Source organism: Afipia clevelandensis ATCC 49720, assembly GCF_000336555.1.
GTDB lineage: Bacteria > Pseudomonadota > Alphaproteobacteria > Rhizobiales > Xanthobacteraceae > Afipia > Afipia clevelandensis.
In genome coordinates, this window is record NZ_KB375281.1 from 3,636,993 (window position 1) to 3,650,381 (window position 13,389).

Here is a 13,389-nt window from a genome sequence, read left to right on the forward strand (position 1 = left end):
CGAGCGTCATGCGCGGGCTAGACCCGCGCATCCATCCTTTTCGAGAAAACTCTTGCGATGGATTGCCGGGTCGAGCCCGGCAATGACGATTGTGTGTTGGTGCGTCGCGCCGTTTTCACGCCTGCGCCGGTGTCTTCTTCACCTTCGCCCAGTACTTGTCGCGCAGATGCCGTTTCACCAGCTTGCCGGTGGGGGTGCGCGGCAGTTCGGCTTCGAAATCCACGCTCTTCGGGCATTTGATCGGCGACAGATGCTTGCGGCAAAATAAAATCAGCTCGGCCTCAAGCTCCTTGCCGGCGCGTGACATGTCGTGCGGCTGCACCACGGCCTTGACCTCTTCGCCCATTTCCTCGTTCGGAACGCCGAACACCGCGACATCGGCCACTGCAGGGTGGGAGATCAACACGTCCTCGGTCTCCTGCGGGTAGATATTCACGCCGCCGGAGATGATCATGTAGGCCTTGCGGTCGGTGAGATAGAGGAAGCCGTCATTGTCGAGATAGCCGACATCGCCGAGGGTGGACCAGCCGCGGTCGTTATAGGCGCGCTGCGTCTTGTCGGTGTCGTTGTGATAGGCGAATTGCGGGCCTCCGGCGAAATACACGGTGCCGGTTTCACCGACGGGCAACTCAGTGCCGTCGTCGTCGAGAATCTTGATCTCGCCGACCACGGCGCGGCCGACGGTGCCGCGATGGGCCAGCCAGTCCTTCGATGTCGACACCGTGACGCCGTTGCCTTCGGAACCGGCGTAGTACTCGATCAGGATCGGCCCCCACCAGTCGATCATTTTGGCCTTGACGTCAGCGGGGCAGGGGGCAGCGGCATGAACCGCGCCCTTCAGTGTCGAGGTGTCGTATTTGGCGCGCACATCGTCCGGCAGCTTCAGCATCCGCACGAACATGGTCGGCACGAGTTGCGACTGCGTCACCTTGTGTTTCTCGACCAGCGCTAAAAATTCTTCCGCATCGAACGATTCCATGATCACCGACGTGCCGCCGAGCGCGCCGCACATCATGTTGAAGCGCAGCGGAGCCGCGTGGTAGAGCGGCGCCGGCGACAGATAAACGCTGGTTTCGTTCATGCCGCACATGGTCGAGCACAGCAGCTTGAGCAGCGGATTGGGCACCAGGATGGACGGCTCGGTCAGCGGGCGCTTGATGCCCTTGGGCCGGCCCGTGGTGCCGGACGAATACAGCATGTCGTAACCGGCGGCCTCGTCGGCGATCGGCGTGGCTGGCTGCGCCGCGAGCGCGTCGTCCCACGATTTGAAGCCGTCTGGCGCCGGTCCGGTGATGAAAAATTGTGTTTTGCTAGAGGCATTGCCGATGAGCGGCGCAATCGAGGGCATGCATTTCGGTGTGGTGATGACGATCTTCGCGCCGCAATCCTTGACAATGTAGGCGATTTCGTCCGGCGTCAGATAGCGGCTGATCGCGGTGTAATAGAGCCCGCTGCGTTGTGCTGCCCAGCAGATTTCCATGAACGCGATGTTGTTTTCCATCAGCAGGGCGATGTGGTCGCCCTTCTTCAGGCCGAGCGACCGGAACAGTTGCGCGCCCTGATTGGAGCGGCGGTCGAGTTCGCGATAGGTGATCGCCTCGCCGCTGCCCGCCATTTGGTAGGCTATCTTGTCCGGCGTCGACTGGGCGTGAATCGATGGATGAGACATGGTGTTCCCTTGGCGCTCCCTGGGCGTTCCCTCTGGTCACGATGCTCCGGCGGCTTGTGCCGCTCGTCTGAGCCTTGAAATGCGCGGCGAATGCTTTGCCGGCATGAAAAAGGGCGGGTGATCAACCCGCCCTTCAAAGTCGCTGTTTTCTTACAGGCGTTCGACGATGGTGACGTTGGCCATGCCGCCGCCTTCGCACATGGTCTGCAGGCCGTAGCGCTTGTTGCGCTGCTTGAGTGCATTGACCAGCGTGGTCATCAGCTTGGTGCCGCTTCCGCCGAGCGGATGGCCGAGCGCGATCGCGCCGCCGTTGACGTTGAGCCGCGCGGGATCTGCGCCGGTGGTCTTGAGCCAGGCGGTCGGCACCGACGCGAAGGCTTCGTTGACCTCGAACAGGTCGATGTCGTCGACCTTCATGCCGGCCTTTTGCAGGGCGCGCTGGGTTGCGGGCAACGGGGCTTCCAGCATGATAACGGGGTCGCCGCCGATCATGGTCATGTGGTGGATGCGCGCCAGCGGCGCGATGCCGAGCGACTTCAGGCCCTTCTCGTTCACCACCATGACGCCGGAGGCGCCGTCGCAGATCTGGCTGGCGCTGGCGGCGGTCAGCTTGCCGCCTTCGGCAATCGTCTTGACGCCGCGAATGCCGTCGATGGTCGCGTCGAAGCGGATGCCTTCGTCAATGTTGTGAATGTCGGTGGAGCCGTCGGCGCGGGTGATGGTGAGCGGAACGATCTCGTCCTTGAAGGCGCCGGCCTGGGTCGCGGCAATCGCGCGCTGATGGCTTTCGTAGGAGTACTTGTCGAGGTCATCCTTTGAAAGACCGTACTTTTCCGCCATCATTTCAGCGCCGGTGAACTGGCTGAACTGGATGTTCGGATATTTTGCCTGGATGTTCGGGCTGTAATAGTTGCCGAAGCCGTTCTTGGCCGCCAGCGTGGCGGGAAGGCCCATCGGCACGCGGGTCATGCCTTCGACGCCGGCGGCGATCACGATGTCCATCGAGCCTGCCATCACCGCCTGCGCGGCGAAGTGCAGCGCCTGCTGCGACGAACCGCACTGGCGGTCGACCGATGTGCCGGGCACGCTTTCCGGCAGCTTGGACGCCATCACGGCGTTGCGGGCGACATTGTTCGACTGCTCACCGGCCTGCATGACGCAGCCCATGATGACGTCTTCGATCTGGGCCGGATCGACACCGGTGCGGTCGACCAGCGAATCCAGCACCGAGGCTGCGAGATCGACCGGATGCCAGCCGGCAAGACGGCCGCCCTTGCGGCCTCCGGCGGTCCGGGCAGTGGCGACGATATAGGCTTCAGCCATGGGGGTGCTCCCTGTTGGATTGTTATCGGTTGGGCGCGATTAAAGGCGCGGTGCGAGATTTAGTCAATCGGTCAATTAACTCTTGAGCGCGGGCCGATCATCGGGTTAGCTGTGGGCTCCCGTTTTCCGAGACCTGTATGCCAGCCACGACCGCCAAAGCGCCGCGCCGTTCCCCGTCGAAGCCGGTTCCTGAAAAGGAAGCGGCGCCGATGAACGCGACCGCCGCGAAACTTCTCGTGGCGGCGGGCGATCTGATGATCGAGCGCAACACCACGGATGTCTCCTTGAGCGAGATCGCACAGAAGTCCGGCGTGAACGCGGCGCTGGTGAAATATCATTTCGGCAACAAGGACGGCCTCTTGCTGGCTCTTCTGGCGCGCGATGCTGCCGCCGAGATGAAAAATCTCGCCTTCGTGCTCGATCAGCCGATCTCGCCCACGGAGAAAATGCGCCGGCACATCGCGGGCATCATCAATGCCTATTACCGCGTGCCCTATCTGAGCCGGTTGATCCATCTGCTGCTACATCAGGGCAGCGAGGCGACGTCCAGGGAAGTCCATCGCTTTTTTATCGACCCGCTGTTCGGTTTTGTGCGCGGCCTGCTTGAGCAGGGCGTCGCGGCGGGCGAATTCCGCAAGGTCGATCCGGCGCTGTTTTACATCAGCCTGAATGGCGCCTGCGACAATCTGTTCTATGGCCGTCAAATGAACGCGCGGTTTCTCGGCAATGCCGGAATCACCGATGAGGTACGGCGTCAGTACATCAGGCATATGACCACGCTGTTCCTCGGCGGCTTGCTGACCGACAAGGCTGCCATGCCTTCGGATACGGAGAGATTACCGGCGGCCAAGGCATGATAACACTGCACTAGAATAACAAGCGCGTCCGGCCTCGAAGCAAAATGGACGCGCCGATAACAAGAAGACGTTGAGTCTGGGAGAAGCGTATGACGGAGCGTTCGGCTGCAACGGGACCCTTGCGCGGTGTGCGCGTCGTTGAATTCGCCGGCATCGGGCCTGGCCCGTTCGCCTCGATGCTGCTGTCCGACATGGGTGCGGATGTGGTGTCGATCGCGCGGCCACGGCAAGGCAAGCGCGATGTTCGCGACTTCGTCAATCGCGGCCGCCGTGTCATCGAGCTCGATCTGAAGAACCCGGCCGATATCGCCAAGGCGCTCGACCTGATCGGCGCAGCCGATGTGCTGATCGAGGGGTTTCGTCCGCAGGTGATGGAGCGTCTCGGCCTCGGCCCGGATGTCGTGCTCAAGCGCAATCCGAAGCTGGTGTATGGCCGCATGACCGGCTGGGGCCAGGAAGGCCCGCTGGCGCAGGCCGCGGGGCATGACATCAATTACATCGCCATCACCGGGGCGCTGGATTCGTTCCGCGCGGCCAATGGCGAAACCGTTTCGCCGCTCAACCTGGTCGGCGACTATGGCGGCGGCGCGCTTTATCTCGTTGTCGGCGTGCTCGCGGCGGTGATCGAGGCGCGCACCTCGGGCAAGGGGCAGGTGGTCGATGCCGCGATGTGCGACGGCGTCTCCAGCATGCTCACCATGTTCCACAGCATGAAGGCGACCGGACGCTGGACCGATCAGCCGCGCACCAATCTGCTCGACGGCGGCGCGCCGTTCTACCGCACCTATCAGTGCAAGGACGGCGGCTTCATGGCCATCGGCGCACTGGAGCCGCAGTTCTATGCCGAACTGCGCCAGCTCGCCGGCCTGAGCGAGGATTGCTACGACGCCCAGATGGACAAGGCCGGCTGGCCCAACCTGCATGAGAAGATGACGGCGCTGTTCAAGACCAGAACGCGCGATGAATGGGCGGCGCTTCTCGAAGGCTCCGACGCCTGCGCCGCCGCCGTGCGTGGACTGTTCGATGCGCCGAACCATCCGCACCTCGCCGCGCGCAAGACCTTCGTCACCGTCGATGGCCATGTGCAGCCTGCGCCTGCGCCGCGTTTTTCGCGCACGCCATCCAACATTCAGGGATCCCCGGCGGTGCCGCCGGTCGATGCCGCCGACATACTTTCGCAGTGGTCGCAACCGGCCGCCGCGAAGGCCTCCTGACGTCATCACGACTTAAACAGCATTTCACTCCAAAGCAGGAAAACCACGTATGCAGCTCAAGGATGTTTCGGTTCTCATCACCGGCGGCGGTTCGGGTCTCGGCGCGGCGACAGCGCGCGCGATGGCCGCGAAGGGCGCCAAGGTTGCCGTGATCGACATGAACAAGGATGGCGCCGAAGCGGTCGCCAAGGAGATCAACGGCCTCGCGCTGGTCGGCGATATTTCCGAGGAAGCGCCGGTCAAGGAGGCGATTGCCAAGGCGGAAGCCGCTCACGGCACCATCCGCGTGCTGGTGAACTGCGCCGGCATCGGCGGCGCGGTGAAGACCGTCAGCAAGAACGGCGCCTATCCGCTCGATCACTTCACGCGCATCATCAAGGTCAACCTGATCGGCACTTTCAACTGCATCCGTCTTGTGGCCGAGCGCATGCAGTCCGCGCCGACCATCGGTGAGGAGCGCGGCGTGTTCATCAACACCGCCAGCGTCGCCGCGTTCGACGGCCAGATCGGCCAGGCGGCCTATTCGGCCTCGAAGGGCGGCATTGTCGGCCTCACCCTGCCGGTGGCGCGCGATCTCGCCTCGCTCAACATCCGCGTCATGACCATCGCGCCGGGCCTGTTCCTGACCCCGCTGCTGATGGGCCTGTCCGAAGAGGCCCGCAAGAGCCTCGGCGCGCAGGTGCCGCATCCGGCCCGCCTCGGCGATCCGGGCGAATACGCGCAACTCGCCGTCGCCATTGTGGAGAATCCGATGCTGAACGGCGAAACGATCCGCCTCGACGGCGCGATCCGCATGGCGCCCCGGTAGCGCGATGACCGCAACGCCTCTGATTGTCGAGCACATCGACGGTGTGGACTGGGTGACACTCAATCGCCCGGACAGCCTGAACGCGCTCGACGATCAGATGATCGACGCGCTCAATCAGTATTTCGGAGATCTGGCGCGCAATTCGCGCACCCGGATCGTGGTGCTGAAAGGTTCGGGGCGGGCGTTCTGCGCCGGACTCGATCTGAAGGAAGCGATGAGCCGGCGGCCGCCCAATGCGCCGCCGCCGAGCGTCGCCGACGCGCTGGATCACCAGCGCTCCATTGCAGACATCGTGATGCTGATGCGGCGCTGCCCGCAGCCGATCATCGCGCTGGTTCAGGGCGCGGCCTCCGGCGGCGGGTTCGCGCTGGCGCTTGCTGCGGATATCCGCATTGCCGCGAAATCGGCGCGGATGAACTGCGCCTTCATCCGGCTCGGCCTCGGCGGCTGCGACATCGGCACCAGTTATTTCCTGCCGCGTCTTGTCGGCGTGTCGGTGGCATCTGAACTGATCCTGACCGGACGCTTCATTCATGCGGAGCGCGCGCATGCGGTCGGTCTCGTGTCGGAGGTCGTTGAGGACGGCGAGCTTGATGCGGCTGCCGCGCCTTATGTCGAATCCATGCTGGCGGCATCGCCGCTCGGTCTGCGGCTCTCCAAAGAGTGCCTCAATATGAGCGTCGATGCGTCTTCCATTGAAGCGGTGATCGCGATGGAGGACCGCAATCAGGTTCTCACCTCGCGGTCCGAGGATTTCAAGGAAGGCGTGCGCGCCTTTCTGGAGAAGAGGAAGCCGGTCTACCGCAACGCTTGAGTTGCGCACCAAACAGAAGGCCCGCAAGAGGCCGCAACGGGAGAAACCAGGTGAACGTGCATTCGTCGGCAGGACTTGCGAAGCCTCCATTCCGGAAGATCGAGTGGCTGCCGCGCGACATCGCGGTGGAGCGCCGCGACGATGGCGTGATCGTGATCAAGTCTCGCACACCGCTCGATGCCTATGGGCCGCATATTCCGGCCTCGCTGGCGAAGTGGGCTTTGGAGCGTCCCGATCACACCTGGCTGGCGCAGCGCCGCGGTCCCGAGCGGCAGTGGCGCAAGGTGTCCTATGGCGAAGCCAAGCGGACTGTCGATGCGCTGACGCAGGCGCTGCTCGACATGAATGTGCCGGAAGGCCGGCCGATTGCGATTCTCAGCGGCAACTCGCTCGAACACGCGCTGATGACGCAGGCCGCGATGCAGGCGCGGATTCCGGCGGCCCCGGTCTCGCCGGCCTATTCGCTGATGAGTCAGGATCACGCCAAGCTGAAGTATCTTTTCAATCTGGTGAAGCCTGCCGTTGTGATGGTGCAGGATGGCCCGGCCTTCGAGAAGGCGCTGGCCGCGCTCGATCTGAATGGCATCACGGTCATTCACGTTGATCGTGCGCCCGCGAATATCAAGAGCGTTGCCTATGCCGATCTCGCCGCGAACAAAGTCACCCCGGCGGTCGAGGCCTCGATTGCGAAAATCACGCCGGACACCGTCGGCAAGCTGCTGTTCACCTCCGGCTCGACCGGAATGCCGAAAGCCGTCATCAACACCCAGAAGATGATGTGCGCCAATGCCAGGATGATGATGCAGGTGCGTCCGCGTCCGCCCGGTCCGTCGGAGGCGATCTATCTCGACTGGATGCCGTGGAATCACACCATGGGCGGCAACGCGCTGTTCAATCCGGTGCTGGTGGAGGGCGGCACGCTTTACATCGACGATGGCCGTCCGCTGCCCGGCATGATCGAGGAGACATTGCGCAATCTGTGCGAAATCTCGCCGACCTATTACGCCAACGTCCCGGCGGGCTATGCGGCGCTGGCGGCGGCGATGGAAAAGGACGATGCGCTGTGCCGGAATTTTTTCAAGAATCTCGGCCTGATCGCCTATGGCGGCGCGCGCCTGCCTGACGATCTCTATGAGCGCGTGCAGGCGCTGGCAGTGCGCGCCACCGGTGAGCGCATTGTGTTCTACACCGGCTGGGGCTCGACCGAGACCGCGCCGACATCGACCGGCACTTACTGGGACACCGAGCGCGTCGGCCTGATCGGCCTGCCGTTCCCCGGCGTCGAACTGAAGATGGTGCCTGCGGGAGCGCAGTACGAATTGCGCCTGCGCGGCGTCAACGTCACGCCGGGTTATTACGGCCAGCCTGAACTGACGGAAAAAGCGTTCGACGAAGAAGGTTTCTATTGCATCGGCGATGCGGGCGTATTCGTCGATCCGGAAGATCCGTCAAAGGGCCTGATCTTCTCCGGCCGTGTGGTGGAGGACTTCAAGCTGACCACCGGCACGTTCGTTCTGGTCGGCTCGCTGCGCACCGATGCGATTGCCGCTGCTTCGCCTGTCGTTCAGGATGCATTGGTCGCGGGACAGGATCGTCCCTTCATCGGGTTGCTGGCCTGGCCGAACCTCGATGCCTGCCGCCGCCTGATCGGCGACATGGAGGCATCGCTGGAGACGGTGGTGAACCATCCGAAAGTGCGCGCGCACTTCCGCGACGGCTTGATGGCGCACAACAAGGCGGTCAACGGCGTCAGCAGCATGAAAATCGCGCGTGCGATGCTGATGGTGGAGCCGCCGTCCATCGACGGCAACGAACTCACCGACAAGGGATATATCAACCAGCGCGCGGGCCTCGAGCGCCGCGCCGCGCTGGTGGAGCAGCTTTATGCAGACCAGCCGGGGCCGGACGTGATTGTGCTGGATTGAAATTGATTTTGACCGTCATTGCGAGCGAAGCGAAGCAATCCATTTTTTAAGATAGCAAGCTGGATTGCTTCGTCGCTTCGCTCCTCGCAATGACGACCGTGATGTGAATGAACGTGAACGAGAAAAGGCGTGATCTATGAACTTTGAATTCTCGGAAGACCAGAAGCAGTTGCGCGATCAGGCGCGGCGGTATCTTGCGGAACATTCGCCGCCGAAGGCAGTGCGCGCCGTGCTGGAAGGCAAGGCGCCCTATGACAAGGCGTTGTGGAAGGGTCTTGCCGAGATGGGCTTTCTCGGTGTCGCGATCCCGGAGGAATTCGGCGGCGCGGGCGCGGGACATCTTGAGCTTTGCGTCATTGCCGAGGAGATCGGCCGCTCGCTCGCGCCGGTGCCGTTCTCGTCCACGATCTATCTTGCCGCCGAGGCGCTGATGCTGGCGGGCAGCGATGCGCAGAAGGCGAAGTGGTTGCCGAAGATCGCCTCCGGCGAAGCCATCGGCACGCTGGCGCTGTTCGAGGGCGTCGGCAATCCCTCGCACAAGGCGATCAAGGTTTCGGCCGCGCAGGGCGCGATCTCGGGCACCAAGATGCCGGTGGCTGACGGCGCGATTGCCGATTTCGCCGTCGTTGCCGCGCGCACCGGATCGACCGGTCGCGAAGCCGATATCGGCCTGTTCATTGTCGATCTCAACGGCGAGGGCGTGACGCGCAAGGCGCTGTCCAATCTCGATCAGGCGCACGGCCAGGCCGGGATCACCTTCGACCGCGCCAAGGCCGAACCGCTGGGCGCGGTAGGCGAAGGCTGGAGCATCCTGACCCGCGTGCTGGACCGCGCCGCGGTGCTGACGGCTTTCGAGCAGGTTGGCGGCGCCGACCGCGCGCTGGAAATGGGCCGCGACTACGCTCTCGACCGCATCGCCTTCGGGCGCCCGATCGGATCGTTCCAGGCGGTGAAGCACATCCTCGCGGACATGTATGTGTCGGCGACGCTGGCGCGCTCCAATTGCTACTATGGCGCATGGGCGCTTTCGACCGACGCGGCGGAGTTGCCGGAAGCGGCGGCGACCGCGCGGATCAGCGCAACACAGGCGTTCCAGCACTGCGCCAAGAACAATATTCAGGTGCATGGCGGCATGGGCTTCACCTGGGAATTCGACTGCCATCTCTATTACCGGCGCGCCAATGTGCTCGCGCTTACCCTCGGAAGCGCGACCTACTGGGAGAACCAGTTGATCGACCGCCTGCGCTTCAAGAACGCGTCTTAACAAGGATCATTCACATGAATTTCGATGACACCCCGCAGGAAGCCGCGTTCCGCGCCGAGGCCCGCGCCTGGATTCAGGCCAATGCGCCGAAGGAACTGGAAGCCGAACTGTCACAGCCGACCGTCGGCCGCATCAAGCTGAAGAACCATGACATCCTGGAAGAATCCAAGAAGTGGCAGAAGAAGAAGGCTGAAGCCGGCTGGGCCTGCCTGCACTGGCCGAAGGAATTCGGCGGCCGCGGCGCGTCTCCCATCGAGCGCGTGATCTGGCAGCAGGAAGAAGGTTTTTACGGCAAACTCGAAGGCGTGTTCCTGATCGGTCAGGGCATGTGCGGCCCGACGCTGATGGCGTTCGGCAGCGATGCCGACAAGCAGAAATATCTTCCGCCGCTCGCCTCGGGTGAGCATGTCTGGTGCCAGTTGTTCTCCGAACCGTCCGCCGGCTCTGACGTCGCCGGTCTGCGCACCCGCGCCGAGAAGAAGGGCGACGACTGGATCATCAACGGCCAGAAAGTCTGGACCACCGGCGCGCACTTCTCCGACTACGGCATCGTGATTACGCGTACCGATCCGACCCAGCCCAAGCACAAGGGCCTGACCATGTTCTGGCTGGACATGAAATCGCCGGGCGTCACGGTGAAGCCGATCAAGCAGGCCAACGGCCAGTCGGAATTCAACGAAGTCTATTTCGTCGATGTGAAGATTCCGGACTCGCAACGGCTGGGCAAGGTCGGTGACGGCTGGAATGTCTCGCTCACGACGCTGATGAACGAGCGCATGTCGATCGGCGCGCGCCAGTCCACCGGCTTCCCCGAACTGTTCGCCTTCTGCAACGACCTGATGCTCGAGGATGGTCCAGCCATCGACGATAAGAACGTGCGCTCGAAGCTCGCGAACTGGGCGGTGAAGGCCAGCGGACTGAAATACACCAGCTATCGTTCGATCTCGGCGCTGTCGCGCGGCGAGCGTCCGGGTCCGGAAAACTCCATCGGCAAACTCGTCGCCGGCACCATGCTACAGGACATCGCGACCTTCGCGATGGATCTTCAGGGCGCCTCGGGCGTGCTGACCGATGCGGACAGCCCGTCTGTCGGCGGCCAGTTCCAGTCGATCCTGTTGCGTTCGCCGTCGGACCGCATCGCGGGCGGCACCGACGAAATCCTGCGCAATATCATCGCGGAGCGCGTGCTCGGTCTGCCGGGGGACATCCGCGTCGACAAGGACGTGCCGTTCAACGCGATCCCGACCAAGGGGCGCTGATCGTCATGTCCGCACCGTCTGACAACGGCGACATCGGCGTCGTGGAGAAACTTCTGGCCGCGCGGTATTCCTGCCGCGCGTTCAAGCCCGAGCCGGTGCCGCGCGCGGTGATCGAGCGTGTGTTGTCGGCGGCGCAGAAAACCGCGTCGTGGTGCAACAGCCAGCCATGGCAGGTGACGATCTTCTCCGGCGATGCCTTGAAGGCGTTCGGCGAAGCCATGTACAAGGCCGCAAGCGAGCGCGCGCCGCCAGTCACCGATTTCGACTTCCCCCGCGAATACAAGGGTGTCTATCTGGATCGCCGCCGCGAAAGCGGCTTCCAGCTTTACAATGCGCTCGGCATTCCGCGCGGCGACAAGGCTGGTTACAACAAACAGATGCTGGAGAACTTCCGTTTCTTCGGCGCGCCCCATGTGGCGATCATCACCAGCGACGAAGCGCTCGGTACCTATGGTGCCATCGACTGCGGCGGCTATGTCAGCAACTTCATGCTGGCGGCGCAAGCTGTCGGCGTTGCCACCATCCCGCAGGCGGCGCTGGCCGGGCATGCGGATGTGGTGCGCAAGCATCTCGGTGTGGGTGACGACCGCCGCGTGGTGTGCGGCATTTCGTTCGGCTACGCCGATACGGCGCATCTGGCCAACAGCTACCGGACCAATCGCGCGAGCATCCCGGAAGCGGCGAACTTTATCGGATAACCCATCGTGCTGAACGGCGGAACGTCATTGCGAGGAGCGTAGCGGCGAAGCAATCCACCCTATGTTCAAGATGGATTGCTTCGCTTCGCTCGCAATGACGCCGCATATGTTGGCGGGCCTTTGCGGAGAGCGATAACCATGACTGAACAGCCGCTGTCGAAAAAGTTTATCGATGTCCTCGGCCATCGCATGGCATATCACGAGAGGGGCGACGGCGCGCCGATCCTGTTCCTGCACGGCAATCCCACCTCGTCCTATCTGTGGCGCGATGTCATGCCGGAGCTTGAAGGGCAGGGCCGCCTCATCGCACCGGACCTGATCGGCATGGGCGATTCGGAGAAGCTGCCGGACGTCAAGCCTGACACCTATCGCTTCACCACCCATCGCGATCATCTCTGGGCGTTCATCGACGCGGTGATCGGGCCAAAAGAAAAAATTCTGCTGGTGATCCACGACTGGGGTTCGGCACTCGGTTTCGACTGGGCCAACCAGCATCGCGATCGCGTGCGCGGCATCGTCTATATGGAAGGCATCGTGCGGCCGGTGGCGGGCTGGGAGGAATGGAGCGAGGCGGCGACGCCGGTGTTCCAGGGCTTCCGCTCCGACAAGGGCGAGCAGATGATCATCGAGCGCAATCTGTTCATCGAGCGCGTGCTGCCGGGTTCGGTGCTGCGCAAGCTGACCGAAGCGGAGATGACGGAATACCGCAAGCCGTTTTTGAAGTCCGAGGATCGTTGGCCGACGCTGACCTGGCCGCGCCAGATTCCGATTGCGGGCGAGCCTGCTGATGTCGTTGCCATTGTCGATGCTTACGCGAGATGGATGGCGGAAAATGACGTTCCGAAACTGTTCGTCAATGCCGAGCCCGGCGCGATCCTGATCGGCAAGGTGCGGGAGTTCTGCCGTGGCTGGAAGAACCAGACCGAGGTCACCGTGCCTGGCAGCCATTTCATTCAGGAGGATTCCGGTCCCGCGATTGGCCGCGCCATTGCGGGCTGGATCAGGGACAACAAGGTTTAAGCCTCACGCCGTCACATGTTTCTCATATTGAGGCAGGTCGTCAGTAATGGTGAACCATGGCGCCTTCGAGCCGACGAAGATATGCGCGCTCGGGCGAATCGCGGGTGCATCCACAAGGCTACCCATCGCGATATGGACGTATTCTCCGCCGCGCACCACGGAATAGAGAAATGAACCACAGGTCTTGCAATGCGCATCGTGACCGGTGGCGTCGCCGACGATCAGAAGACACTCGCTTCCTTTTGTCACGGCGAGTTTGTGGTGCTCTATCCCGGCAATCGGCTTGAAGGCTGAACCCGTCGCCCGCCGGCAGTTCGAGCAATGACAGTTCATCGCGTAGCGGAATTCGTCGGCAACCGTGTAATGCACGCCACCGCAAAAGCATTGGCCGGCAAGCTGCCGGCTGGCAGGGGTATCTGGCACTCCGGTCTCCCTCTCGCTGACCGAATCATCCCGGCCTGGGTCGAAGCCCGCTCCGCCGGTTCCATCTCCTAACATGAGATGAATGAGCGCGCGAAACCGGGCAGGTGGTTAACCC

The 13,389-nt window shown here is 62.9% G+C and carries 12 protein-coding genes; 9 read left to right on the forward strand and 3 right to left on the reverse strand.

Features of this window, described 5'->3' with window-relative positions; translation table 11 throughout:
• Positions 1-115: 115 nt before the first annotated feature.
• Complete coding sequence (locus HMPREF9696_RS17405; RefSeq protein WP_002714355.1) at positions 116-1,669, reverse strand: acyl-CoA synthetase; 1,554 nt, start codon at positions 1,667-1,669, stop codon at positions 116-118.
• 150 nt (positions 1,670-1,819) lie between these two features.
• A complete protein-coding gene (locus HMPREF9696_RS17410) occupies positions 1,820-2,992 on the reverse strand; it encodes an acetyl-CoA C-acetyltransferase (protein ID WP_002714356.1) in 1,173 nt (390 codons plus the stop codon).
• A 137-nt stretch (positions 2,993-3,129) separates the two neighbouring features.
• On the opposite strand from HMPREF9696_RS17410, the gene HMPREF9696_RS17415 reads away from it, so the two are divergent.
• The 9 genes from HMPREF9696_RS17415 to HMPREF9696_RS17455 all read left to right on the forward strand — a co-directional run bounded on the left by HMPREF9696_RS17415 (position 3,130) and on the right by HMPREF9696_RS17455 (position 12,851).
• On the forward strand, positions 3,130-3,849 hold the full coding sequence (locus HMPREF9696_RS17415) for a TetR family transcriptional regulator (RefSeq protein ID WP_040301571.1): 720 nt from the start codon (positions 3,130-3,132) through the stop codon (positions 3,847-3,849).
• Between the two features lie 89 nt (positions 3,850-3,938).
• Positions 3,939-5,063, forward strand: coding sequence for a CaiB/BaiF CoA transferase family protein (locus tag HMPREF9696_RS17420; RefSeq protein ID WP_002714358.1), 1,125 nt, complete (start codon positions 3,939-3,941; stop codon positions 5,061-5,063).
• A 49-nt stretch (positions 5,064-5,112) separates the two neighbouring features.
• On the forward strand, positions 5,113-5,871 hold the full coding sequence (locus HMPREF9696_RS17425) for an SDR family NAD(P)-dependent oxidoreductase (RefSeq protein ID WP_002714359.1): 759 nt from the start codon (positions 5,113-5,115) through the stop codon (positions 5,869-5,871).
• A gap of 4 nt (positions 5,872-5,875) precedes the next feature.
• Complete coding sequence (locus HMPREF9696_RS17430) at positions 5,876-6,685, forward strand: enoyl-CoA hydratase/isomerase family protein (protein ID WP_002714360.1); 810 nt, start codon at positions 5,876-5,878, stop codon at positions 6,683-6,685.
• A gap of 50 nt (positions 6,686-6,735) precedes the next feature.
• Complete coding sequence (locus tag HMPREF9696_RS17435) at positions 6,736-8,610, forward strand: AMP-binding protein (RefSeq protein WP_002714361.1); 1,875 nt, start codon at positions 6,736-6,738, stop codon at positions 8,608-8,610.
• Between the two features lie 136 nt (positions 8,611-8,746).
• On the forward strand, positions 8,747-9,874 hold the full coding sequence (locus tag HMPREF9696_RS17440; protein WP_002714362.1) for an acyl-CoA dehydrogenase family protein: 1,128 nt from the start codon (positions 8,747-8,749) through the stop codon (positions 9,872-9,874).
• A 14-nt stretch (positions 9,875-9,888) separates the two neighbouring features.
• Positions 9,889-11,133 (forward strand): acyl-CoA dehydrogenase, encoded by a 1,245-nt coding sequence (locus tag HMPREF9696_RS17445; protein WP_002714363.1) that lies wholly within the window; start codon positions 9,889-9,891, stop codon positions 11,131-11,133.
• 5 nt (positions 11,134-11,138) lie between these two features.
• The gene (locus HMPREF9696_RS17450; protein ID WP_002714364.1) at positions 11,139-11,831 is read left to right on the forward strand and encodes a nitroreductase; all 693 of its coding nucleotides are present in this window, start codon (positions 11,139-11,141) and stop codon (positions 11,829-11,831) included.
• 138 nt (positions 11,832-11,969) lie between these two features.
• Positions 11,970-12,851, forward strand: coding sequence for a haloalkane dehalogenase (locus tag HMPREF9696_RS17455; RefSeq protein ID WP_002714365.1), 882 nt, complete (start codon positions 11,970-11,972; stop codon positions 12,849-12,851).
• Between the two features lie 3 nt (positions 12,852-12,854).
• Here the strand turns inward: HMPREF9696_RS17455 and HMPREF9696_RS17460 are convergent, their stop codons facing one another.
• The gene (locus tag HMPREF9696_RS17460) at positions 12,855-13,274 is read right to left on the reverse strand and encodes a GFA family protein (protein ID WP_040302144.1); all 420 of its coding nucleotides are present in this window, start codon (positions 13,272-13,274) and stop codon (positions 12,855-12,857) included.
• Positions 13,275-13,389: the final 115 nt, after the last annotated feature.

What these genes read in the sequence shown, in the direction of transcription:
- HMPREF9696_RS17405 (WP_002714355.1), bottom strand. Translation starts at nt 1,669, where the DNA reads ATGTCTCATCCATCGATTCACGCCCAGTCGACGCCGGACAAGATAGCC.
- HMPREF9696_RS17410 (WP_002714356.1), bottom strand. Translation starts at nt 2,992, where the DNA reads ATGGCTGAAGCCTATATCGTCGCCACTGCCCGGACCGCCGGAGGCCGC.
- HMPREF9696_RS17415 (WP_040301571.1), top strand. Translation starts at nt 3,130, where the DNA reads ATGCCAGCCACGACCGCCAAAGCGCCGCGCCGTTCCCCGTCGAAGCCG.
- HMPREF9696_RS17420 (WP_002714358.1), top strand. Translation starts at nt 3,939, where the DNA reads ATGACGGAGCGTTCGGCTGCAACGGGACCCTTGCGCGGTGTGCGCGTC.
- HMPREF9696_RS17425 (WP_002714359.1), top strand. Translation starts at nt 5,113, where the DNA reads ATGCAGCTCAAGGATGTTTCGGTTCTCATCACCGGCGGCGGTTCGGGT.
- HMPREF9696_RS17430 (WP_002714360.1), top strand. Translation starts at nt 5,876, where the DNA reads ATGACCGCAACGCCTCTGATTGTCGAGCACATCGACGGTGTGGACTGG.
- HMPREF9696_RS17440 (WP_002714362.1), top strand. Translation starts at nt 8,747, where the DNA reads ATGAACTTTGAATTCTCGGAAGACCAGAAGCAGTTGCGCGATCAGGCG.
- HMPREF9696_RS17445 (WP_002714363.1), top strand. Translation starts at nt 9,889, where the DNA reads ATGAATTTCGATGACACCCCGCAGGAAGCCGCGTTCCGCGCCGAGGCC.
- HMPREF9696_RS17450 (WP_002714364.1), top strand. Translation starts at nt 11,139, where the DNA reads ATGTCCGCACCGTCTGACAACGGCGACATCGGCGTCGTGGAGAAACTT.
- HMPREF9696_RS17455 (WP_002714365.1), top strand. Translation starts at nt 11,970, where the DNA reads ATGACTGAACAGCCGCTGTCGAAAAAGTTTATCGATGTCCTCGGCCAT.